Source organism: Moraxella sp. K23 (genome assembly GCF_041154765.1).
GTDB classification, from domain to species: domain Bacteria; phylum Pseudomonadota; class Gammaproteobacteria; order Pseudomonadales; family Moraxellaceae; genus Faucicola; species Faucicola tetraodonis.
Genome location: NZ_AP031595.1, coordinates 1,229,971 through 1,254,031 on the forward strand (window position 1 = coordinate 1,229,971; position 24,061 = coordinate 1,254,031).

At 44.2% G+C, this 24,061-nt stretch carries 20 protein-coding genes; 12 read left to right on the forward strand and 8 right to left on the reverse strand.

The window, feature by feature from the left end:
- Positions 1–2: 2 nt before the first annotated feature.
- The gene (locus ACAM37_RS05345) at positions 3–1,160 is read right to left on the reverse strand and encodes an aminoglycoside phosphotransferase family protein (protein WP_369626797.1); all 1,158 of its coding nucleotides are present in this window, start codon (positions 1,158–1,160) and stop codon (positions 3–5) included.
- A 165-nt stretch (positions 1,161–1,325) separates the two neighbouring features.
- Here ACAM37_RS05345 and ACAM37_RS05350 point away from each other — a divergent pair, with 165 nt between their 5' ends.
- Both ACAM37_RS05350 and ACAM37_RS05355 read left to right on the forward strand, forming a co-directional pair.
- The gene (locus tag ACAM37_RS05350) at positions 1,326–4,295 is read left to right on the forward strand and encodes an LPS assembly protein LptD (protein WP_369626798.1); all 2,970 of its coding nucleotides are present in this window, start codon (positions 1,326–1,328) and stop codon (positions 4,293–4,295) included.
- A 251-nt stretch (positions 4,296–4,546) separates the two neighbouring features.
- Complete coding sequence (locus tag ACAM37_RS05355) at positions 4,547–6,199, forward strand: peptidylprolyl isomerase (protein ID WP_369626799.1); 1,653 nt, start codon at positions 4,547–4,549, stop codon at positions 6,197–6,199.
- 57 nt (positions 6,200–6,256) lie between these two features.
- On the opposite strand, the gene pgeF is transcribed toward ACAM37_RS05355, so the two are convergent.
- The 3 genes from pgeF to ACAM37_RS05370 all read right to left on the reverse strand — a co-directional run bounded on the left by pgeF (position 6,257) and on the right by ACAM37_RS05370 (position 9,596).
- Positions 6,257–7,165 (reverse strand): peptidoglycan editing factor PgeF, encoded by a 909-nt coding sequence (gene pgeF, locus ACAM37_RS05360; RefSeq protein ID WP_369626800.1) that lies wholly within the window; start codon positions 7,163–7,165, stop codon positions 6,257–6,259.
- Positions 7,166–7,232: 67 nt separating this feature from the next.
- Positions 7,233–8,414: a 2-methylaconitate cis-trans isomerase PrpF gene (gene prpF, locus ACAM37_RS05365; RefSeq protein WP_369626801.1), complete on the reverse strand. Its 1,182-nt coding sequence runs from the start codon at positions 8,412–8,414 to the stop codon at positions 7,233–7,235.
- Positions 8,415–8,558: 144 nt separating this feature from the next.
- Positions 8,559–9,596 (reverse strand): hypothetical protein, encoded by a 1,038-nt coding sequence (locus tag ACAM37_RS05370; protein WP_369626802.1) that lies wholly within the window; start codon positions 9,594–9,596, stop codon positions 8,559–8,561.
- A gap of 147 nt (positions 9,597–9,743) precedes the next feature.
- Here ACAM37_RS05370 and ACAM37_RS05375 point away from each other — a divergent pair, with 147 nt between their 5' ends.
- Together ACAM37_RS05375 and ACAM37_RS05380 are read left to right on the forward strand one after the other, a co-directional pair.
- Entirely contained in the window at positions 9,744–10,646 is a 903-nt protein-coding gene (locus ACAM37_RS05375) for a glycerophosphodiester phosphodiesterase (protein ID WP_099833929.1), read from the forward strand.
- Between the two features lie 35 nt (positions 10,647–10,681).
- A complete protein-coding gene (locus ACAM37_RS05380; protein WP_065252602.1) occupies positions 10,682–11,137 on the forward strand; it encodes a DIP1984 family protein in 456 nt (151 codons plus the stop codon).
- Positions 11,138–11,350: 213 nt separating this feature from the next.
- On the opposite strand, the gene ACAM37_RS05385 is transcribed toward ACAM37_RS05380, so the two are convergent.
- Positions 11,351–12,073 carry a ribonuclease HII gene (locus tag ACAM37_RS05385; protein WP_369625655.1) on the reverse strand — a complete coding sequence of 241 codons (723 nt, stop codon included), beginning with the start codon at positions 12,071–12,073 and terminating at the stop codon, positions 11,351–11,353.
- Between the two features lie 68 nt (positions 12,074–12,141).
- Here ACAM37_RS05385 and purD point away from each other — a divergent pair, with 68 nt between their 5' ends.
- A complete protein-coding gene (gene purD / locus ACAM37_RS05390) occupies positions 12,142–13,446 on the forward strand; it encodes a phosphoribosylamine--glycine ligase (protein ID WP_369625656.1) in 1,305 nt (434 codons plus the stop codon).
- 186 nt (positions 13,447–13,632) lie between these two features.
- Complete coding sequence (locus ACAM37_RS05395; protein ID WP_369625657.1) at positions 13,633–15,057, forward strand: ABC1 kinase family protein; 1,425 nt, start codon at positions 13,633–13,635, stop codon at positions 15,055–15,057.
- Between the two features lie 76 nt (positions 15,058–15,133).
- Here ACAM37_RS05395 and lpxB read toward each other — a convergent pair whose 3' ends face one another.
- Positions 15,134–16,522: a lipid-A-disaccharide synthase gene (gene lpxB / locus ACAM37_RS05400; RefSeq protein ID WP_369625658.1), complete on the reverse strand. Its 1,389-nt coding sequence runs from the start codon at positions 16,520–16,522 to the stop codon at positions 15,134–15,136.
- A 329-nt stretch (positions 16,523–16,851) separates the two neighbouring features.
- Here lpxB and ACAM37_RS05405 point away from each other — a divergent pair, with 329 nt between their 5' ends.
- The 3 genes from ACAM37_RS05405 to ACAM37_RS05415 all read left to right on the forward strand — a co-directional run bounded on the left by ACAM37_RS05405 (position 16,852) and on the right by ACAM37_RS05415 (position 18,600).
- Positions 16,852–17,949 carry a 3-deoxy-7-phosphoheptulonate synthase gene (locus tag ACAM37_RS05405; RefSeq protein ID WP_083106196.1) on the forward strand — a complete coding sequence of 366 codons (1,098 nt, stop codon included), beginning with the start codon at positions 16,852–16,854 and terminating at the stop codon, positions 17,947–17,949.
- Positions 17,950–18,031: 82 nt separating this feature from the next.
- Positions 18,032–18,202 carry a hypothetical protein gene (locus ACAM37_RS05410; protein ID WP_007116753.1) on the forward strand — a complete coding sequence of 57 codons (171 nt, stop codon included), beginning with the start codon at positions 18,032–18,034 and terminating at the stop codon, positions 18,200–18,202.
- Positions 18,202–18,600 (forward strand): type II toxin-antitoxin system death-on-curing family toxin, encoded by a 399-nt coding sequence (locus ACAM37_RS05415; protein WP_036604258.1) that lies wholly within the window; start codon positions 18,202–18,204, stop codon positions 18,598–18,600. The genes ACAM37_RS05410 and ACAM37_RS05415 overlap by 1 nt, the downstream gene beginning before the upstream one ends.
- On the opposite strand, the gene ACAM37_RS05420 is transcribed toward ACAM37_RS05415, so the two are convergent.
- Positions 18,597–18,872, reverse strand: coding sequence for a SlyX family protein (locus ACAM37_RS05420; RefSeq protein ID WP_309595980.1), 276 nt, complete (start codon positions 18,870–18,872; stop codon positions 18,597–18,599). The genes ACAM37_RS05415 and ACAM37_RS05420 overlap by 4 nt on opposite strands.
- A gap of 104 nt (positions 18,873–18,976) precedes the next feature.
- Between ACAM37_RS05420 and ACAM37_RS05425 the strand changes: the two genes are divergently transcribed.
- Together ACAM37_RS05425 and ACAM37_RS05430 are read left to right on the forward strand one after the other, a co-directional pair.
- Positions 18,977–20,932, forward strand: coding sequence for an ATP-binding cassette domain-containing protein (locus tag ACAM37_RS05425; RefSeq protein WP_369625659.1), 1,956 nt, complete (start codon positions 18,977–18,979; stop codon positions 20,930–20,932).
- Positions 20,933–21,089: 157 nt separating this feature from the next.
- The gene (locus ACAM37_RS05430) at positions 21,090–22,070 is read left to right on the forward strand and encodes a pirin family protein (RefSeq protein ID WP_369625660.1); all 981 of its coding nucleotides are present in this window, start codon (positions 21,090–21,092) and stop codon (positions 22,068–22,070) included.
- A gap of 66 nt (positions 22,071–22,136) precedes the next feature.
- Here the strand turns inward: ACAM37_RS05430 and ppnP are convergent, their stop codons facing one another.
- Positions 22,137–22,424, reverse strand: a complete 288-nt coding sequence (gene ppnP / locus ACAM37_RS05435) for a pyrimidine/purine nucleoside phosphorylase (RefSeq protein ID WP_050324377.1) — start codon at positions 22,422–22,424, stop codon at positions 22,137–22,139.
- A 253-nt stretch (positions 22,425–22,677) separates the two neighbouring features.
- On the opposite strand from ppnP, the gene ACAM37_RS05440 reads away from it, so the two are divergent.
- The gene (locus ACAM37_RS05440; protein WP_369625661.1) at positions 22,678–24,021 is read left to right on the forward strand and encodes a lytic murein transglycosylase; all 1,344 of its coding nucleotides are present in this window, start codon (positions 22,678–22,680) and stop codon (positions 24,019–24,021) included.
- Positions 24,022–24,061: the final 40 nt, after the last annotated feature.

The window sequence follows — 24,061 nt, forward strand, 5'->3', positions numbered from 1 at the left end:
TTTTATCCTTGGATTTTTTGATGAAAAGCAGGTTCAACAACGGCGGTCATCCAATCAGCAAACTTATCAAAAGTAGGACGCTCATCCCATTGGGTGATAGCTTTTAGACAAGTTAATAAATCATTGAAAACTTTGGGCAGGTTGACCAAATAACGGTCTTTGCCATCTCGCTCGAACAAACGTACAAAGATTCCCAATACCTTGAGATGACGCTGCATACTCATGATATTAAAATCCACAGTAAACTCTGCCAAGCTTTTGTCAATTTGCGCCAACTGGTGATAATGAGCCAGATGCGTATTGACCCATGTTTCATCATAATTGATATAGGCATCTCGCAATAAAGACGCCAAATCATAGGTGTAGGCACCGATGACAGCATCTTGAAAATCAATCACGCCCAACTCATCGCTGTGATTTAATACCATCAAATTACGGCTGTGAAAATCACGGTGCACCACCACTTGAGGCTGCGCGATGACTTGCTGGATAATATCAGACTGCAAATCTTGCCACAGCGTCTCTAAGTCTGGGGTCATCGTCACGCCGATATAGGGTAAAAACCACTCGCTAAACAAGCCCATTTCTCGGCGCAGCAGAGCATCGTCGTAACTTGGTATAACAGTTTTGGCATCATTGATATCAATTTTTTGAATCGCCAAAATTGCCTGCATTGCCTGCTGATAATAGCGCGCAGTTTTTGCCAGCTCGCCTGCATCCGTTAAATCCTTGGCAATGACATCAGCAAAATCCGTGTTTCCCAAATCCTCAAGGACGATAAAACCTTGCTGTTCATCCGTGGCAATCATTTTTGGCACATGCACATGACCTGCCATTAAATTGTCCACGGCGATAAATTCTTTCACCGATTCTTTTTCTGGTGGCGCATCCATCACGATATAGTGTTGATTGCCGACAGTTAAGCGATGATAGCTGCGAAAGCTGGCATCACCAGGTATTTTTTCATGCTGCAATGACTGATTTTGAAAAACTTGGGTCAACCAAGTGTGCAGCTGTTGTTCACGTGACTGTTGTTTAAGTGGCTGTTGCTTAAGTGATTGTTGTTCAAGTGGCTGTTGTTCACATGGCTCGGTATTTGATGGCGAAGCTGCGCTATCGCAAGGGTCTTGGTTGGCAAGTTGTGCGGCAGGATGGTTCATAAGATGGGCTTACTCAATAAAAATAAGTTATGCTACCGAAAATCTGCGTATCTCTCAAGTAGCGTCTAACATGTTTGCAATTTTAAACATCTTTTGCAATAGTATATTGATGACGCTAGTGATATGATGTGAAGGTTTTTATATTGCGTCTTTGGTAAATGTCTAATGAAAAAATCTGTGAAATTGTCGCCTATTTCGTCAACTTCTAATCGTTTAACTTCACATTCGTCTTTGCCAACCCAGCCTACATGCCTGCATCAATCATTACACCAAATTTATCGACATACCAATGTTTTAGCGATGACACTTGGCGCGATGTTTACTACTTTGTATTCAACCTCAGCACTTGCGGTGTTGCCGACAGCCGCCGTTACGGAATCGACTGATACAGCGGCAGCACAAAGCACAGAAGCTCAAAACATTGAGTCACAAACCACTGAATCACAGAGTATTGAAAAACAAAACCTTGATACCTCAGCTGCAAAGCCCGATACCGATAGTAGTATCGCCACCACAGCAGACAGCACCACTACTGTCGATGTAACCACCAATCAAGGTATCACACCGATTAGCGCGCCTGACATCAAACCAAACTCTGCGCGTACTCGTCCCAACTTTACCCCAAATCAACAGCAGCAAGCCAGTCTAGATAAGCTCAAAACCTTTTATCAACCTAAAACCCCGCAAACCACGGACGATACTAACGCCACGGTTGCTAATCCAACTTCTAATCCAAATTTGCTGAACCCGCTCGCGCCTGATAGTCAACAGTCAGGTGCTCAAGCAAATACGCAATCAAAAGCAGTCACCCGAAAAGACGCCATGTGTCATGGCAACTGGGTATATCCCACTTCGACCATCTATCAACAACAGGCATTAGCGGCAGCTGCTACCGACCAACCCAATAGCAGCTTCCCAATTTATGCCTCGGCTGACTATGGGTATTATGACAATGAAAATTACGCTGAATTGTCAGGCGATGTGCAAATCAATCAAGGTCGTCAGCAAATCTCTGCCGATAAAGTGGTCGTTAACGTGCAAGATGGCATTGCGGCCGCTCAAGGTAATGTTTTGTTGGTGGATGCCGCGCAAAGTACCCAATCGACAAACGGTAACCCACGTGTAAGCCTTAAAGATAGCCCAAAAGGGGGACTGATTACCGTTGCCGATGAACTGGCGTACCAAACGGATAGCACCAAAGCAACCGCCAAAGACGTGGCGTTTGCCAGCGTACCGCTACAAGCGTATGGTTATGCCAAACGGCTTAATAAAGTCGATGAAAGCCGCGTTGAAATTGACGATGTCATGTTTACCACCTGCGCGCCTGACAATCCAACTTGGCAGATTAATGCCAAAAACATCGATATCAATACCGACACGGGCCGCGGTGAAGCCTATAATGCCACGTTAAAAGTCAAAAACACCCCGGTATTGTACCTGCCGTATTTCAACTTTCCGATTGACGATCGCCGCACCAGTGGTTTTTTGTTACCACGCGGCGGCTTTAGTACGGAAGGGAGTTTTAATGTACAGTTACCTTATTACTTTAATCTAGCGCCAAATTACGATGCCACTGTCACGCCAACCATTTTTACTGACCGCAATCCGATGTTGACAGGTGAGTTTCGCTATCTGACAGAAAAATTTGGTTATGGTAGCTTGACAGGCTCTTATCTGCCAAACGACAAACAGTACAATGATGAAGACCGTAAGCGCTTTTATTATAATCATCATTGGCAGTCAAAAGATATCCCTAACCTGTCCATTGATGCGCTATATCAGTATGTCTCAGATCCTAAATTCTTAAACGATTTTGAGACCTTGGGTGATGAAACCGTTCAATTAAATTTACCGCGCCGCATTCAAGCCAATTATTACAATGACTATTTGACTGCGCTTGCCAAGATTGAAACCTTTCAAACACTGGATCGTAATTTAACCAATTCAGAAAAAATCTTGGACAAAGACAAACCGTATGACCGTCTGCCGCAGTTATCGGTCAAATATCGTGTGCCTTGGGTGACCCAATTTGATTTGACGGGTATCAGCGATTTTGCCTATTTTAAACGCCCAATCGATGATGGCTCTGCGCCTGAGCAAAGTGGTGGCAGACTGTATAACAAACTCACTGCCGCCTACCCAATGATGCGGACTTGGGGATATGTGACCCCGTCAGTAAGTTTACAGCACCTTTATACCCAATTTGACCAAGAATCAGCCGACGCCAATGGACTGGATAAAAATAGCAAAAGCCAATCTATTTTTGTACCGCAGTTTAGTATTGACAGTGGCTTAAATTTTTTTAAAGCAGGCACTCCGTTTGGTAAATTTGATGACTCCTTAGGCGGCTATCAGTTATTAAGCCCGCGCCTAAAATATGTGTACTCGCCCTATAAAGACCAGACTGACGTACCCAACTTTAATACCCGTTTGGCATCGCTCAATTTTTCGCAATTGTATGAAGATTCATGGTTTTTGGGATATGATCGCCTGCCCGACAACAATCATCTAACCCCATCATTAAATTATCGCTATATTGATGGCAATGGTTTGACTCGCTTGGATGCTAGCGTGGGTAAACAAATTTATTTGAGTGATATTCGGGTACATCTTGACAATACCGATGATGGGTTAAAAATTGACAATACCGGTACCGTTTTTCAGGTAAGCACCCAACCGCGTCAAGATTTTTGGGTGGATTTAGATGGCTCGGTTGATGACAACGCTGATTTAAACTATATCAACACCCAATTTCGTTATGCGCCAACTTACAATAGCCTTTATAACTTAGGGTATATCAAACGCAATGAGAGTAGATTTGGACAAAAAGCCCTCTCTGCTTTCACAGGCTCTGCTGTTTTGCCTATTAATGATAATTGGCAGTTTTTAGGGGCTGTCCAATACGACAATGAGAAAAGTCGTTTTAGTGATGTGTTAGCGGGCTTTACTTATGATAGCTGTTGTTATGGCTTATCGATTTATGCTCGCCGTTATTACGATGAATTAAGTGATAAAGACAGTGCTGACCACGCTATCATGGCAGAAATTAGCTTAAATGGGTTATCCAACAAAGGTGACGGTCGACTGGCTAGCTTGATGCGTAATCGGGTATTGGGTTATGACCCTAAATACTAAACGCCTTTTACGCAAAAAACTGCCTAAAACTTGAGGTTTTTTAGGATTTATTATCATACAGACATACGCCAGCAAATATTATTGTATAAAATGACCCAAACTTTATAACATCACTTAGCAATATTATTTAGCAACATCTAAGCCACTCGGTCAAAGACCCGTCATTTAAGCTAAATGGTTTTGCTACGATTTTGAGTGATCAAATTTACTTTTTTATTTTTTGGTTTTTATTTTTTTTAAGGATACATGCCATGAACCATGCTGTCATGCATAATTTACCCAATTTTCCCCGTAACACCCTATCTGCTCTCACTAGCGCTTTGATATATGGCGCTCTATTGGTCATGCCAACATTGAACGCGCAAGCCGTGACTGCAGCAGCGGTAACCGCTAAAACCAACACAACCAGCAGCAAAACGACGGTGGAATCTAGTAAAAAATCTAGCACCAAATCTGCAGCGCAAACCACAAGCAAATCAACCAAAGCTGTGACAGCAAACAAAACCACCAACGCTGCCAAATCAGTTGAAGCTAACACCAAAACCAGCGGCTCAAAACCTACCACTCAAAAAACTGCACCGGCTGTCTCTCAACCTGCGCCCGTAGCACCAGAGGTCGCCAGCTCATTGGTTGAGGCAACGCCTGTCGTCACTAGCAACTCGCAAGATCAGGTCATTGATGGCGTGATTGCTATTGTCAACGACACCCCTATTTTACGCAGCCAGTTGGATCGCGCGGTTGCTCAAGCTTCTGCACAGCTTCAAGCGCAAAATAAAACTGTACCGCCGGCGCAGCAACTTTATCCGCAAGTATTGGATCAGCTAATTACTAAGCAAATTCAGCTTGATATCATCAAACACCAAGGACTGCAGGCTGAAGAGAATGCAGTGAATGCTGCGTTGACCAATTTGGCGCAACAAAACGGGGTCGCAAGCCTTGCCGAATTCCAGCAAAAACTTGATGCCCAGCGCGCAGGTAGTTACCAAGCATTGCGTCAAAAAGTCAGTGAAGACTTGGCAATACAAACTTTGCAGCAGCAGCAACTTGCCAGCCGTATCAAAATCTCAGACCAAGATGTCGATAACTTCTTAAAATCACCAGAGAGCAACGCTTTAGAAAAATCACAATATCGCACCTTACATATTCGCGTGCCTTTTGTAGCCGATGCCGCAGGTAAAACCAGCGACAAACAAAAAAAACAAGCGCTGACCGTAGCCACCCAAATTGCCAAAAACTTGCAAGCTGAGAATGCCAATATTGAGCAAATCATGACTGACGCGCAAACCAACTATAACGCGCAAATTCAAGGAGGCGATATGGGCTACCACGTCGCGGCAGAGTTACCGACAGAACTGTCAAAAAACATCACCGCCCTTGAAGTCGGGCAAGTTACCAACCCGATTGCCACGGCAGAAGGTTATAACGTGATTAAATTGGTCGATAAACGCGGCGGTCAACAAAAAATCATCGATCAATGGCATACCCGCCATATTTTAATCAGCCCATCGACTGCCCTGCCCGCTGACATGGCAAAACAGCAGATCGACACTATCTATGAAAAACTGCGTCAAGGTGAGGACTTTGCTACCTTAGCGAGCACCTATTCAAAAGACCCGGGAAGCGCCAGTAACGGCGGCGATTTGGGCTGGGTCAGTGAAGGTGATATGGTACCAAGCTTTGAAGCAATGATGAAAAAAACGTCGGTAAATGACTATTCTGTGCCATTTCAATCACAATTTGGCTGGCATATTGTTAAAGTCGATGAAAAACGCCAAAAAGATGTGAGTGATGTCTATCGTAAAAACATGGCGCGCGAAATCCTATACCAACGTATGGCACCGCAAGCGCTAGACGATTGGATGCAGGATTTAAGAGCGCAGGCTTACGTTAAAATCATGCAATAATTTAGCTTTCACGAAAAAGGCAGTAGGATTAACATACTGCCTTTTTTTATAATTAAATTAGTCCATAAAAATCAGCGTTGCCATTCTACCTGTCGCAGGCAATTGATGCTGGGTTTGACGACGATACGAATAAAATCGTGCATCACCATGGCTGTCCAAACCACTTTTATGCACCTGATGAATACCACAAGCCTTGAGCTGTAATTCTGCTATTGCAGGCAAATCGGCAAAATAATGACCGACCTTATCAGCATTTGGCTGAAACAACTGGTTAGCGACAGCTTCAGATACGTTTAACACTGATAACACGGCATCTTTGACACGACTGTCCACTTCATAGCTCGATTGTGCGATGCTAGCGCCTATCCAAGCATGCCACCCACGAGTGACTTTCTGTATTTCGGCAGTCGCATTGTCCCCCGCGGCAAAGTCAAACTGGTGTACCATTTTTTGTACGGTCTTTGCAATGATATCCTTGCTAAGACCTTGCCAGCCAGCGTGAATCGCCGCAATCAGCTTATTATCATCTGCCGCATCGGTGGCTATCATGACGGGTACACAATCTGCTGTCATAATCGCTAAGGCAACATTAGGCAAACGAGTAATATGCGCATCAGCAGATATCGCTGCTGTGCCAATTTTATCAGTAACCTGATAAACGTCATTACCATGAATTTGATTAAGCCAATGAACGGTCTTTAATGTGGGATGATATTGTTGCAAGGATTGCAGCAAGTGCGCACGATTTTGATGCACCTGCATGCTATCATCCCCTACATGCAAGCCTAGATTGAATTGACCATACATAGCATTCAAACTAGACTGCCCCACTGAATCATTGCTTGACCTGCTTGAATTACTTGACTTGCTTGGCAGGGACTCACAGCCAGATAGGGTTTGAACCACGGTTACCCCTTGGCTCGGTGCTTGCGTTAGTTCAATCCAGTGTGAGTGCTTATCTGTCATTATTGGGCTCTTAGGTATTGGGGACTTAGGTATTAGGCTATAAGTTGGCTTCTGAATGATTTATCGATTAAAACGCATCGCCAGGCACATACACCTCACCCACCATCAGACGTCGCGCTGAACGGCTCATAGACACTTTTTTTGCTTGCCATTTGCCATCCACTTGCGAGGACTCACCCCCGACCAGTAGCGTGCCTGATGGGTGACCAAAGCGTACTTCAGACAACGCTTTGCCACCGGCCGCTTGGTTGACCAGCGTACCCTTAATGGTCGCTGCGGTGCCAATCGCAACCGAGGCTGTACCCATCATGGCATGGTGCAGTTGACCCATGCTCATCGCGCGGGCAAGCAAATCAATATCGCCTGCATTGACTGCTTTGCCACTAGAGGCGGTATAATCAGCGGGCGGTGCAACCCAAGCAATTTTTGGGGTATGCTGACGGGTTTGGGCTTCTGTTAACTCTGCAATCAGTCCCATTTTAACTGCGCCATGGGCACGGATTTTTTCAAGCTTAGCCAAAATTTCTTGGTTACTGTTGATGTCTTTTTGCAGCTCAGCGCCCGTAAAACCTAAGTCTTTGGCATTTAAAAAAATCGTTGGGATACCTGCATTGATCATCGTAACGTCAAATTCACCGATTTCAGGTACCTCCAGTTTGTCAACCAAGTTGCCCGTCGGGAACATATCGCCATCGCTGTCCACAGGGTCGATAAATTCAATTTTGACTTCGGCTGCTGGGAAAGTCACACCATCTAGCTCAAAATCGCCCGTTTCTTGCACTTGACCATCAGTCATGGGCACATGCGCGATGATGGTTTTGCTGATATTTTGCTGCCAAATACGCACTTCACAAATGCCATTTTGGGGCACTTTACTGGCATCCACCAACCCATTGGCAATCGCAAATGAACCGACTGCCGCGGTTAAGTTTCCACAGTTACCTGACCAATCAATCATCGCTTTATCAATGGCGACCTGACCGAATAAATAATTCACATCATGATCGGCAACATCTGTTTTTGACAAAATCACCACTTTGGAGGTTGATGATGAGCCATTCCCCAAACCGTCAATTTGCTTACCATACGGATCTGGACTACCCACCACCCGCAGTAAAAAATTATCTCGGGCTTGCCCTGGGGTTTGGCAGCGTTCAGGTAGGTCATCAAGCTTGAAAAAAGTACCTTTTGATGTACCACCGCGCATATAGGTAGCTTTAACGGCGATTTGTGGGGCAAAATGGGCCATGTTCATATCCTTATGGTGGCAGGCAGAGAATTGACGCATCAATTTGTTTTATGTTTAGTCACACTACTACACCAAAAACATGCTAAAACAAATTGATGACTGGGTGACATACGTTAAACACGTCATCTCATAGTAGATAACGGCTTAGTATTGCTCATTTTTTTCTTCAATGGTTAATTTTACATTGGTGTCGGTTGGGACTTTTTCATGCGATACTGGCTTGGTCGATTTTTCTGTACTTGTGCTAGCCGCGGACTTAGTAGCGGTTGATTTGCTATCAGCATTTGCGGTGGTGGCCTCAGATTTTTTTACCGATTTTTTATCCGCGCTATCTGATGCTGTGTTTTTCTTGTCTGATGTGGTGGTCACGTCAGTCTTGGTTTTTTCGCTGTCGTTTTTTTCACTGTCTGTTTTTGGTTCTTCTGTGGTTTGTTTCTTGACAGGTTTGGTCGTTGAATTTTGGCTGTTGTTGGCAGCGACACTGGGTTTGCTAGTCACTGTTGGTACAACGGGTATGGCGCCTGCCGAAGAACCGGCTAAGGGCGTATTAGATGGCTGGGTCAGCGTTTGCGCTAATGCCGAATTTGCCATAATCTCACCGACTAGCCCAATCACATCGTCGCCTGTGGTGCTATTGACTTGGTAATTGGCGCCACTGGCTGATAGACCAAACCCAACATTGTTTGCCACCAACGTGCTATTTTGTAGTTGATAACCACGCGACGCGATTTGCTCGGCGGCGACGGGCATTTTTAGACGGGTATAAATTTTATCCGCGTTATCGAGCTGCGCTTGAGGCATATTAAACGACACCGTCGCTTGGCATTTACCATTGCTACCATTCACGCTCTCTAGATTGATTGCGACTTGCGACAAGCCATTTTGCAAGATAGTCATATCAACCATCGTCCCTGCTTGCTGCTGGATGATGTCAGACTGTTTTTTGGCTTGTTGGTCGATGCGATTGACCAGATAACTGTGAATGGCACTAGTTGCCTTCTCATTGTTACAGGCAATATCAGACGTTTCAATTGTTTTTTGCTCACTGCTTGCAGCACTGCCAGTTTGCTCGTCTTTTTGCTCATTGCGACTACATCCCACGACGGCTAAGGCAAAACACGCCAACAATAACGGCGTACGCATTTTTTTTGACAACGTATTTTGTGGGAAAATCATAGACATAAGGCACCTTCACGCAGAATTTATTACCATGCCATTATAAAGCAAAGTTTTGCAAATTGGCTAGTTGTTCACTATTATTTATAATAAAATTTAGTTGTAATAATTTTTAGTAGTCATAAAATTTTATTGTCTATTGCGAGCCATCGTATGCGCCATCCAAATCAAACGTATTATTTACTTGGTCATCGTGCTGCTCGGGCTGAACGGCTAGAGAACTGTCAAGACGGATTTGCCTACGTGCAGCAATTGCAAAAACAGGGTAAGCAGCTTGATGGGGTTGAATTTGACGTTCAAATGACCGCCGATGGCAAATTTGTGGTGGTACATGATGAAACCTTAAATCGGCTTGCAAGACAACAATCGTGGATTGCTGATAAAACATGGGCTGAATTAGGCGCCATTGTGCAATCGGACTATGGGCGGTTTTCCCAACGTTTTGAAGCCGGGTTTTTAAAACATCACGTATTGTTGCTAGACGATTTACCACCCTATCTGCAACACTTTTGCCATATTGAACTGGAAATCAAAACCCATGCCAAAACTCATCCAGCCTTGTTGGTTAAAAATCTGCTTAGGCTATTATCACAAGAAATATGGCAAGCTTTACCCATCACTTTGACCAGTTTTGATACCGATATTTTGTACCAAATTCAAAACCAACAGCAATTTTTAAATTTTCACTTTCCGACAGGCTTATTACTTGAACCCAAAACACTTGAGCCTAAAACACTCGAGCCTAAAACACTTGAACCCGAAACCATGATGGCAAGCCAAATTGCTTTTTTGCCGACGCCTGATGCAGCGGGTAAAAACTTAATATTGCAAACCTTTAATCGCGCTTGTGCGTTAGGCTGTAGCCAAGTGGGCATTTATTATCCGCTTATCACCCCAACCCTGTTGGAAATTGCCAAAATATATGGCTTAACAGTCACTGCTTGGACGGTAAATGAGGTTGATGTGGCAAAACACTTGATTGAGATGGGCGTGGATTGTGTGATTACAGATTATCCTACCCAATTTTTAACCCAATTATATGATTTTAACGTTTAAATTGACCCACTAAATTGACCAATCAGGAGATAACCATGAAACTTGCAGAAGCTTTGTTACGACGTGCCGATATGCAAAAAAAGCTCGCCAGCTTGAAATCGCGCATTGCTGAAAACGTCAAAGTCCAAGACGGCGATACCCCAAGTGAAAACCCGAATGAACTGCTGCTACAAGCCAATCAAGTCATGAGCGAGCTGTATGCGTTAATAGACCATATCCATCGCACCAATGCCATCGCTGTCATGCCCGACGGTTCAACCATGCTCAGCACTTTAGTCAAGCGTGATGAACTTGCCGAACGCCATCGCCTGCTGCAAACTGCGATTGATAATGCTAAGACGGAAGGCGATCGCTATAGCTATCGAGAAATTAAATGGCAAAAAGTGATTGAACCGGTCAGACTGCAAAAACAAGCAGATGACATAGCGGTCAAACTCAGAAACTTAAATATCCAATTGCAAGCCGCTAATTGGCAGATTGATTTAGTATAAGCTAGTTTGAAAAAAGCCTACAATTTGCTATGATGGATTTGAACATACAGGGCGACTATCAGACCTTGTTTGGCGCGCTGTCCACCGAGAGGTTGAAAACAAATCGGGCACAGCTTGCAGGTCTGCGAGCAAGACCATCTTTTTACTCGTCATGCTCAGCACACTTTACTAGTTAAACTCGCCCAAAAGGCGACTTTAGACCTGCACTCATTACTACCGGATATTGACTGTATGTTCACCTTTTTTGTCTAAAATCCTCTGTTTGATGGGGGCAAAACTTTTGCGGTGCATGGGCAAAATGCCGTAATGTTGTATCGCTTGGATATGGGCGGCGGTGGGATAGCCTTTATGCTGCTCAATGCCATAATCAGGATATAACTTTGACAACGCCACCATGTCTCGGTCACGCGTCACTTTGGCAATCACACTGGCGCCACTGATACACGCATGTTTGCCGTCCCCTTTCACAATCGCTTGCTCATGGGTAATTTGCTGATAATTGGGCAAATCAAACAACACGGGCAGTTTATTGCCATCCACCATGACACTAAAGGTCGCCGTTGGGTATTGCGCTAACATTTGCGCCATCACGCCTGCCACCGCTTGTTTCATGCCTAGTAATGTCGCTTGTAAGATGTTGAGCTGGTCTATTAAGCTGGCAGAAATTTTGACAACCTGATGCGCACTCGCCGTTTGTTCAATCAAGGAAAATAATGCTTCTCGTTTTTTTTCTGACAGTTTTTTGGAGTCAGTTAGCGCACTTAGCGGATGATTGTGGCTAATACCTACACTATCAGCCGTGTGTAAATCAGTGCTTAGGCTATCTTCTTTGATAGATAAAATCGCCTTATCGAAGATGAGCGCACAAACCACCACATCCCCCAATAACGGACCTCGCCCGACCTCATCTACGCCAATAATAAAATGCTTTGTCATTTAATTTAGATCCCAAAATTTGTTACAATGCCTACGATACAGCTATTTTACATTTTTAAGGAAACAATATGAATATTTTAGTAATTGGCACAGGTGGACGTGAACACGCATTGGCATGGCAATGCGCCAAAGATAGCAAAGTTAGCACAGTTTTTGTTGCCAATGGCAATGCAGGCACAGCGCTTGAACACAAATTACAAAATGTCGATTTAAACGTCAAAGACCATGCGGCAGTGATTCAATTTTGCCAAGACAATGATATTGCCTTTGTGTTGGTTGGTCCTGAAGCGCCACTTGTGGCAGGTATGGTCGATGACTTAACAAAAGCAGGTATCAAAGCTTGGGGACCCACGGCGTATTGCGCGCAGCTTGAAGGGTCAAAAGCATTTGCCAAAGATTTTATGATAAAACACCATATCCCTACCGCCAAATACCAAACTTTTAGCGATGCCGAGCAAGCGATTGCTTATGTGAAAGCCGAAGGCGCGCCGATTGTCATCAAAGCCGATGGTTTAGCCGCAGGTAAAGGCGTGATTGTGGCGATGAGCGAACAAGAAGCCGTTGACGCTATCAATGATATGTTATCGGGCAACAAATTTGGTGATGCGGGCAGCCGTGTGGTGATTGAGCAGTTCTTGCAAGGCGAAGAAGCCAGCTTCATTTGTATGATAGATGGCAACAATATCTTGCCGATGGCAACCAGCCAAGACCACAAACGTATTGGCGAAGGTGATACCGGTCTTAATACAGGCGGGATGGGTGCTTACTCACCTGCCCCCGTGGTGACGCAGCAAGTACATGACAAGGTGATTGCCCGTGTGATTCAGCCAGTGGTCGATGCCATGAATGCCAATGGCACACCTTATACAGGATTTTTGTATGCAGGCTTGATGATTGATGACCATAATGACCCCTATGTGATTGAGTTTAACTGCCGTTTTGGCGACCCAGAAACACAGCCCATTATGATGCGCCTAAAAGGCTCAATGGTCGATTTGATAGCATTAGGGTTGGATGGCAATCTCCCCAAACAAACCGAGTGGGATGAGCGTCCTGCCTTGGGTGTGGTACTGGCTAGCAAAGGTTATCCAGAAAGCGCAAGTAGCGGCGATGTCATCCATGGGTTACCAACGCTTGACTCACAATATGGGCAAACGGATATGGATGTCAAAGTTTTCCACGCAGGCACCAAAGCGTTTGATAATGGTGAAATTATCACCAATGGCGGCCGTGTGGTTTGCGTGACGGCGCTCGGTGACGATATTTTGGATGCGCAAACCAGAGCCTTAGCAGTTTGTGGTGCTATTAGCTTTGATGGTATGCAATATCGCCGTGATATCGGTTGGCGCGCTATTCAATCTAGCGCCGAATAACCAACAACCAATAAGATGGCATTTAGACCTCTAGCCACTGTGTTAAATCAAGTGGTTACGCCAAGTGGTTACGCTAAGTGTTTATCCACTTTATTAAAAATCGGTAACAACAATCAAAGCAAATCATGTGTTAAAATGATTTGCTTTTTATTTGGCTTTTTCTTTCAAAAACATTAGGCACCCTGTATGGCAAATCCGCAAAATTACGATAACCAACCGCTTGAACAGCTCAAAACCTCGGCGCTTGACCGTCGGTTATCGATTGCCAAAGCATCGCTCAATATCGGCAGACGATGGGCGACCAATAGTGCCTTTGGATTATTCAAATCAAAGGAAGAAAAAGCGGTACAAAAACAAGCTTTTATGCGTGAGCAAGCCCAGTATTTGGTGGATGAGCTGGGTAAACTCAAAGGCTCGGTGGTCAAAATTGGTCAAATGTTAGCCCTTTACGGTGAGCATTTTTTACCACCTGAAATCACAGAAGCCTTACAGACATTGAACAGCCAGACGACTGCTTTTTCATGGTCAATTATCGAATCAGCGCTACAAACCGAATTGGGCGATACCATCCATGAGTTTGATATCGACCATACCCCAATTGGCACCGCCTCACTTTCGCAAGTGCATCGAGCGGTTCATAAAGCCACGGGCGAACAAGTGGTGTTTAAGGTGCAGTATCCCAATATCGCTGATGCCGTGGACAGTGATTTGGATTTGTTCCGCCAACTGCTTAAAGTCACCAATGTTGTCCCACAAACCCGCCAACTCGATGATTGGTTTGAAGAAATTCGTGACCTGCTACATCATGAAGTCAACTACCTCCTAGAAGCAGACACCACTGAGTTATTTTTTCAACGTTTTGTTGGCGATAGTCGCTATGTGGTGCCGCGCATCCTCAAAGCTTATAGCACCGATCGGCTGCTATGTATGACCTATGAAGATGGCGTGTCGATTTTGGATGAGCAAGTATTTGCACTGCCCCAAGAAAGACGCAATGCGATTGGGCAGGCGTCGATTGAAATTATGCTGCGTGAGATTTTTGAATGGGGGGATATGCAGACCGACCCCAATTTTGGCAACTATCTGATTCGCCTTGCACAAAAGCCTAATACACAGCAGCCTGATACACAGCTTGACCAATTGGTGTTATTGGACTTTGGCGCGATTCGTCAGTTTGATGACAATCTGCTACTCATCGCCCGTAATTTGCTGTTGGCAGGGGTTTTCCACGACCGTGGCAAAATGCGCCAAGCGATTGATCAAGCAGGCGAGCATTTTGAATTCTTTGCTAATCTTAGCGATTCGGTGAAAAATGATATGGTAGAGCTATGTTTACTTGCCAGTGAACCCTTTAGTTTGCCAAGTCGTAATCCGACAATTCCACCCCATGCACTGGATGTACATGGCAATTATATTTGGGCGCAAAGTGATTTACATAACCGTGTCATTAAGCTTGCCAGCAAATCAGCGACCTCAAAATCCTTTAGCGTGCCGCCTAAAGAGCTGATGTTTATTAGCCGTAAATTCATTGGCGCTTATACCTTTATGACGGTGCTTGATGCCAGAACCAAAGCCCATGATTTGATAGCAACCTTCACATCAGAAGATTAGGTGTAAGTTTACCATCAATATCACCGTGCCCAAATTGATAAAACGTCAAATTTTGCCTGAGTTTTGCCTGAGATTTTTACTGTTTTTTCCACGTCAGCCAATTATCAATCACCGCATTGGCGGGATTGATGTTGCTTTGCTCACGCAGCCACTCTGATGTTTGCCGCAAATCTCGCAGCTGCTCGTTATAGTTTTTGACTTTTAATGATTGCTGTACCACACGGCAAATATTGTCTGGGTTGGCGTCTTCTTGTAGCAATTCTGGTACGATTTCTCGACCTGCCAAAATATTAGGCAGTGCCACATACGGCACTTTGACTAGGCGTTTTGCCAGCCAAAAGGTCATTTTATTGAGTGAATATACCACTACCATCGGTTTACCCAGTAGCATGGCTTCAAGCGTGGCGGTACCCGATGCCAGCAGCACCAAGTCTGACGCCGCCATCACCCGTTGGCTAAAATCCGCTTGTGTTTCATCACAGCTCACTGTCACATGATGGCGCACCTGCGCTGATTGGGCTTCTAGATATTGCTCTACGATAGTCAGTAGATGCTCGTTGACCGTTGGTACGATAAAGCATAGCTTATCATCCATAATCAACAGTTGATGAATGGCTTTGAGCATTTTTGGAAAAATCGCATCGATTTCACTGCGTCTTGAGCCTGGCATCACTGCAATGAGATGACTCATTTCAAGCTCGCCCATTTTGACAAAAAACTGATGATAGGTGGGATTATCCCAAATCAACTCACGGCGAAGCTCGTCCATGGGCGTTGTAAGTAAATTGTCATCCATGGTTTTGAGGAGTGAATGCCCGACACACACGGCGGGATGATCATGTTTTTGGTACACAGACAACTCAAAAGGAAACAAACACAGCACCAAATTGGTCGCGCGTTTGATTTTCTCAATTCGCCCTTCCCGCCATGCCCATATCGATGGGCTGACATATTGCACACAATAAATACCCGCTGATTTTAACCGTTCACCCAATCGTAAATTAAAATCAGGCGCATCAATGCCGACAAAAATATCGATTGAATTTTGTTTAAACGCTGCCAAAATCTCATCGCGTGCTTTAAACAAATCTGGCAAATGCTTGACCACTTCCACCAAGCCCATCACCGACAAACGAGACATGTCAATCACTGAGTTAAGCCCCTGCGCTTGCATCTGTGCGCCACCCACCCCCACCCACACAATGTCATCACGCAAATTATTCATCTGGCGCATGAAGTCTGCACCCAGCGCATCGCCTGAGACCTCGCCTGCTACGATACCAATGACAATCGGCTGAAACTTGCTTTTAGCAACGTTTTGCGGCAAATTCTGTTCACTGAGGTTAGAAAAGCTCGCTTCGCTGAGGTTAGAAAAGCTGGCTGCGCTTGGGTTAGCAATATCGGTTGCGAGTGCGGCGTTTGCAGCAAGGTCTGAAATGGTTTGTGCAGGGGCGTTAGCGTACATGAGATTAAACAGCCTTGTTTGGTTATCATTTTGAAAAAATATTTTAGGGGTAAACAGATGAAAAGTAAAATCATCAAAAAATTTAAATGACAGTTATTTGTTATTTTGTACTATTATACTGATACAATAATTGTTATACTATTGCTATAGGATATGCAGCTTACCCAAACATCCAAAAAAACTTTGACCAAACAGATTTTGAACATTGACAAAATATTTTATCAACTGCCAAACTAAAAGTAGGCTTTCCTACTGACTCAAGTAATGACATTATAAATTTTTTGGTTTATAGTGATTTTTTAAATTTTTGCCAACAGCCTGTGAGAATTATGACAACTTTTGCCAAAACTGATATCGCTGATGTAGATAATGTGAATATTGAAGCAATTTTACCGCTAGTGACGCCTGCGGAATTAAAAAACGAACTACCATTGAGCCCCAAAGCTATCGAGACGGTGACCAAAGGTCGTGAAACCGTGCGTAATATTTTAGACGGTAAAGACAAACGTTTATTGATGGTGATTGGTCCCTGCTCGATTCATGACGTCAACGCTGCCCATGAATACGCCGATAAACTGTTGGCTTTATCCAAAGAAATTGAAGACAGTATTTATGTGGTGATGCGTGTATACTTTGAAAAACCTCGTACCACGGTGGGCTGGAAAGGCTTAATCAATGACCCAGACATGAATGATAGCTTTGATATCAATAAGGGCTTGCGTGTTGCGCGCAAACTGCTGCTTGATTTGAATGAAAAAGGCTTACCTTGTGCAACCGAAGCGCTTGATCCCAATACACCGCAGTATATCCAAGATTTAATCAGCTGGTCAGCGATTGGCGCACGTACCACTGAGAGTCAGACTCACCGCGAGATGTCTTCAGGTCTGTCTTGTCCAGTCGGCTTTAAGAACGGTACAGATGGCGGTATGACAGTGGCTGTCAATGCCATGCAAGCGGTGAAATCTGGTCATAGCTTTTTGGGTCTATCTGCCGATGGTCTGGTGTCTATCATTCAATCAAAAGGTAATCCATACGGTCATGTGGTGCTTCGTGGCGGTAATGGCAAACCCAATTATGATGCCACTGCCGTTGCCCAAGCGGAAAATGAACTTGCTAAAGGTAAAGTCTCAGGCAAAATCATGATTGACTCAAGCCATGCCAATTCAAATAAAGACCCTTACCTGCAACCGATGGTCATTCAAAATATCGCTGAGCAAATCAAACACGGTAATCGCTCGATTATTGGGATGATGGTTGAAAGTCATCTTAAAGGCGGTCGTCAAGATTTGACCGCGGATTTGAGCCAGCTTGAATATGGCAAGTCTATTACCGATGGCTGTATCGATTGGGATACCACAGTCAAAGCGATGCATGATTTACGTGACGCCATTAAGGATGTATTACCCACTCGCCAGTTGAATGATTAAGCCTTTAGCATTTGAATAAATTTAATTAACCGCTATAATGAATTTGTAGCGGTTTTTTTGTTGATGAAATTAGGGTCTAAACATGAGCGAAAAATTGGAAAAATATGGCGTCAAAATCGTAGAACGTCCTGCCATTAAGCCCACTAAAAAACTTGATTTGTCAGGTATTTATGGTATGCAAATTATCAAATCGGAAACCAAACTAGTTCTACGCACTCATAACAAAACCTTTAAACGCCTAGCAGATATGTAATGGAGTTAATATTTTTCCCATTTGAGCGGGTTATTGAAATAAATGCCTATATCCTTTCAACAGAAAAAGGTATGAAGGGGCAAGCAGACATTGGCAAATTACAAGGTGCTTTAGCGAGAATTGATAATGCCATTGTATATGGTGAACTTAATGATATTTTTGAGATTGCAGCGAAGTATGCAACAAGTATCGCTGTAGCTCATGCATTATCTGACGCCAATAAACGAACAGGTCTTGCGGTTGCTTTAGAATATTTGTCATTAAATGATTTTGAAATCACGATTGACCACATTTTGTTAGCCGATGCGATGCGAGATTTAGTTATCGGGGAAGTGACTGAATCCGAGTTCGCCGATATCCTTTATTCTCAATATGCATCGAGCAGTAGACTAGGTTAATAATGCGGCGGTTTATCGCTCAACAAATCAAACGGCTGAATTTGTGAGCCTTGCGTTTGAGTTTCCAATTTTTGATAAAGTAGCTGTAATTGCCGTTGTTGGTCAGCAATCAACTGGCTTTGCTCGGTGACGATATTATCAAGTTTATCCAATGTATCTTCCATAAACAGCACTTGCGTTTGTAAATCAATCAACGCTTGGGTTAATTTTTCCACCATGGTAACCCACCCATTTTCATCGCTTGCCTGTTTTTGGTGATCTTTTTCGCTCATTTAGAATGCCTCATAAGTTTCCCTACAATTTTTTGCCATAAAGTCTGCTACAATAGCCGCATTTTCCTATTATACAAACATTTTTACTAAACTTTGAGAAAGTTATGGCACTGATTCATTTACGAGATATTCATTTGGCATTTGGTATTGCACCGATTTTGGACGGTATTGATTTTAATATCGAACAAGGCGAACGCGTTTGTTTGATTGGGCGCAATGGTGAAGGCAAATCAACTTTATTTAAGGTCATTAGCGGTCAAGTCAAGGCTGACAGTGGCGAATTCCAAATCAGTGGCAATCTGAAAATTGCCATGCTCGAGCAAGACATTCCAGAAACGTCGGGCAAAGTCAGCGACATCGTTATGGCAGGTGCTGGTGACGTGGCAACATGGCTGACGGCCTACGAGCAAGCCAGCGACAAATGCGCTAGCGGTGACATGAAATCCTGCGAATTAATGTCAGATTTGCAGCATAAAATTGATGATGCCCATGGGTGGGACTTGACCCGCGAAGTACAGACCATGCTGTCCATGATGAACTTGGACGGCGATGCCGATATTAGTGAATTATCGGGCGGTCGCAAACGCCGTGTGCTGCTTGCCCGTGCGCTGATTACCAAACCTGATGTGCTACTACTTGACGAGCCGACCAACCATTTGGATGTCGAAAGTATCGAATGGCTTGAGCAATTTTTACAAAACGCGCAAGGATTAACCCTGCTGTTTATCTCGCATGACCGCTCGTTTATTGACAAAATCGCCACCCGCATTGTCGAACTTGACCGCGGCATTCTACGCAGTTATGACGTCACTAAGCAAGCAGGCAATGTCAATAAAGGCTATGCCCGCTACCAAGAACTTAAAGAACAACAACTGAGCGCCGAAGAAAAAGCCAATGCCAATTTTGATAAAAAACTGGCTGAAGAGGAAGTGTGGATTCGTCAAGGTATCAAAGCGCGCCGCACCCGCAATGAAGGTCGCGTGCGCGCGTTAAAGGCGCTGCGTGAAGAACGTAAATCCCGCCGTGAGCAAATCGGACAAGTTAATATCAGCATGAACGATGGCGACAATAGCGGCAAATTGGTTGCCAATGTCAAACACCTCAATCTAGGTTATGGTGATAAAACCTTGGTAAAAGATTTTAACACCAGCATCATGCGTGGTGACCGTATTGGTATTATCGGTAAAAACGGTGTTGGCAAATCCACGCTCATTCATGCGATTTTGGATATTCCACAGCCTGATATCACCAAATCTGGCTCAGTAAAATTAGGCACCAATCTACAAATTGCCTTTCTTGACCAACTGCGTGACCAACTTGATCTAGAAGCGACCGTGGTACAAAACGTCGCAGAAGGTTCTGATTTTGTAGAAGTGGCGGGTAAAAAGAAACATATCATCGGCTATTTGCAAGATTTCTTATTTGCCCCAGAACGCGCCAGAACACCGGTCAAAGCCTTGTCAGGCGGCGAGCGCAACCGCGTTTTGCTAGCCAAACAACTACTAAAACCTGCAAATATCTTGGTACTTGATGAGCCGACCAACGACTTAGATATGGCAACCCTAGAGCTGTTAGAAGAAGCCGTCGATAGCTTTAATGGCACCATCTTACTGATTAGCCATGACCGTACCTTTATGGACAATGTCGTAACATCAACTTGGGTTTTTGATGAAGATAGCGATGGCAATGGCATTGTCAAAGAATATGTGGGCGGCTATCAAGACTATTTGACGCAAAAATCCCGTGAACAAGCGATTAAACCCAAAGCGGACAAATCAGAAAAGACAACAGTAAAGCCTAAAGAAGCCATTAACACTGATGCACCAAAAACTGATACCGTGAAGAAGAAACTGAGCTACAAAGAGCAGCGTGAATTGGATAGTCTCCCCGATGAAATCGCGCTACTGGAGCAAGAGCAAGCTGAAATTCAAGACAAATTAGCCGATGGCAGCTGGTTTGTGAGTGATATGGCAGCCGCTACCCAAGCCAGTGAACGTCTCAACGAGATTGATGATTTGTTACTTGAAAAAATGGCACGATGGTCAGAACTTGATGATTAAAATCATTAAATAATTTATGAAGGCAATGTTAGCAATTAACTTTGCCTTTTTTTATCTTTTATTTTAGTTAATATTTACAATCAACAATACTATGTAATTTATACTTGAAAATAGCCTTTTTGCTCCTATATTATAGCTATCAATAAGGAGAAAAATCATGGCCATGCAAAATAGCAAGCAAAATAGCAATAAAACTTACCGACAAGTCGACAAAATCCATGCCGCCCCGCGCCCCCATTGGGTGGGTGATGGTTTTCATGTCAACCCGATGTTCAATCACATGGTGGGTGATAAACGCACCGATCCTTTTTTAATGCTCGACTATGCGGCAACACAGTATTTCGAACCCAATACTCAAGCCCCTCGCGGTGTCGGACAACATCCGCACAAAGGCTTTGAAACGGTAACTATCGCCTATGCAGGTGAAGTCTCCCACCGTGATTCTAGTGGCGGTGGCGGTACTATTAAGACAGGTGACGTGCAATGGATGACGGCGGGCAATGGCGTGATTCATGAGGAATTTCACTCCCCTGAATTTAGCCAAGCAGGCGGTGATTTTAGCATGGTACAGCTTTGGGTCAATCTACCTGCCAAAGATAAAACCACGCCTGCCAAATACCAACATCTTGGCAATGATGATATGCCTGTGGTCAGTCTACATGATGATGAAGGACTACATGCAGGACAAATTAAGGTAATTGCTGGGGAGTTTACCCCTACTGTCAATACCCAAGCTCCTCAGCAGGGTGACAATAAGGCACGCGGCATTGGCACGACTTTTACCCCTATTAACTTGTGGGATATTAGCATTGAACCCAATCGCTCGATAGAAGTCGCGATTTCTCGCACTCACAATTTGTTGTTATTGTCGATGCAAGGCGATGTGATCATCAACGCCGATCACGACCAGCAAGCACACGCCAATCAATTAATCACTTTTGAGATTGAAAGTGGCGAAACGGGCGAAGATTTTGTACGCTTAACGGCGGGCAAAGCGGGAGCGAAAATCTTGCTGATGAGTGGTGAGCCGATTAATGAGCCTGTGGTGGGTTATGGGCCTTTTGTGATGAATAGCCAAGCCGAAATCCGTCAAGCTATCTTAGATTTTAATGCGGGAAAATTCGGCGGTATTCAATAAATTTTTGGTTAAAAAAAGCGATATCATGGATTTGATATCGCTTTTTTATTACTTACTTTATCTTGATTATTTATCTTGGTAAGTGCAAAGATAAGCCGTTTCTTCGTCAATTTTTACCTTGAATTTTTGGTTGGCATCGACGGTAAAGGTTTCATTGGCTTTAAAAGTTTGCCAGTCAGTTTGGTCTGGCAACAATGCCGAGATAGCCCCGCTAATGACGGTCATGGTTTCAAATTGACTCGTGCCAAACTCGTATTCGCCTACTTTCATCACGCCCACGGTCGCAGGTAAGGTGGCTGTTTGAAAACCGATTGATGCCACATTCCCATCAAAATATTGATTTACTTTTAGCATAGTTATTCCTCAAAATTAGCTGCTATAAACCGATTATCATAAACTTTTTTGCCCAATTATCAATCCTATTTTCCAAAAACACTGGCAAAACTGCCAAAATTTGGCAAATACTTTTACCACAATTTTTGTAGTATTTTTATATCAATTATTCCTTAACAATTAAAATTTCCTATTTTTGTGCTATATTCAATTTTTTTACCACAGTTGTTATGTTTGTACGCATTTGGCTTGTATTAATTGAGGTTATTGCTCTATGTATGTTAAATATCCGTCGTCTATCGTCGCTTTATCGCTCTGTTTGTCGCATCGTTTGGGTGGTCAAAAACTGGCATTACCTGTCAGCTTAGCGGCATTGTTGGCAGCTTGTTCATCAGCACCTATTCAGACCCAACCCCAAAAACTACCAGGTACGTTACCGACTGCCCCTGTGGTCATTACCGTACCACCTAAAGTCACGCCCGTGCCACCTGTGACTGTTCCAACCAATCAATACAGCAGCTTCTATCAGTGGAAATCGGATTTTATTGAACGCGCCGTGCAAAAAGGTTACCCCCGTGCTGATGTTGAACGCTTGCTTTCCAGTGCTAACTACAGCGAGCAAGTGGTATCACTGGATAAAGGACAGCCTGAATTTGCCAAAATGCCTTGGGAATATATCGATGGTGCCGCGTCGAGTGGTCGAGTCAGTGGGGGTCAGCGCAATTTTGCCAGCCAAAGCGCGCTACTTGATCGCATTGAAAATCAGTATGGTGTGCCGGCCTCTATTGTGACTGCCATTTGGGGCATGGAATCTTCATATGGTCAAGGCACAGGCAACTCATCACTGGTCAATAGTTTGGCGACATTGGCATATGATGGTCGTCGCCGCAGTTTTGCAGAGGATCAGCTACTAGCGCTGTTGTCGCTGCTTGAGCGTGGTGATATTGATTGGTCGCAACTGCGCGGCTCTTGGGCAGGTGGGATGGGACATACCCAATTTATTCCCAAAACTTGGTTAGATGAAGCAGTAGATGGCAATGGTGATGGTCATCGTAACCCTTGGCATACCGCTGATGCGTTAGCCTCTACCGCAAGCTATCTTAAAAATGCCGGCTGGCAGCGTGGCATGGGCTCGTACTATGAGGTACGATTACCAAATGGTTTTGATTATCGCCAGGTCAGTACCAAAAAAACCATGGCGGACTGGCAAAATTTAGGTGTTCAATTTATCACCCCAAATGCGCCGATGGATGCGATGGCAGAATTGTGGCTCCCTGCAGGTAAAGAGGGTCCTGCGATTTTATTAACCAAAAATTTTGATGCCATTAAGGTATACAATAATTCCTCCAATTATGCTATGGGAGTGAGCTTACTTGCCAAAGCTATTATCGGGCAGCCAGGCTTGCAGCAATCTTGGCCACGCTATGAGCAGCCACTTGCTACTTATGAAGTACGCCAACTGCAACAGCGTTTGACGGCAATGGGCTATGATACCAAAGGGTCAGATGGCGTCGTAGGCACCAATACCAAATTGGCATTTCAGCGCTGGCAAGCCGACCATAACCAAATCCCAGATGGATTCATCTCAAAACGCTCGGCAAGTGGGCTGATTAATTAAGGTATTTTGTCATAAAAAAGCCACCTGAATCATTCGGTGG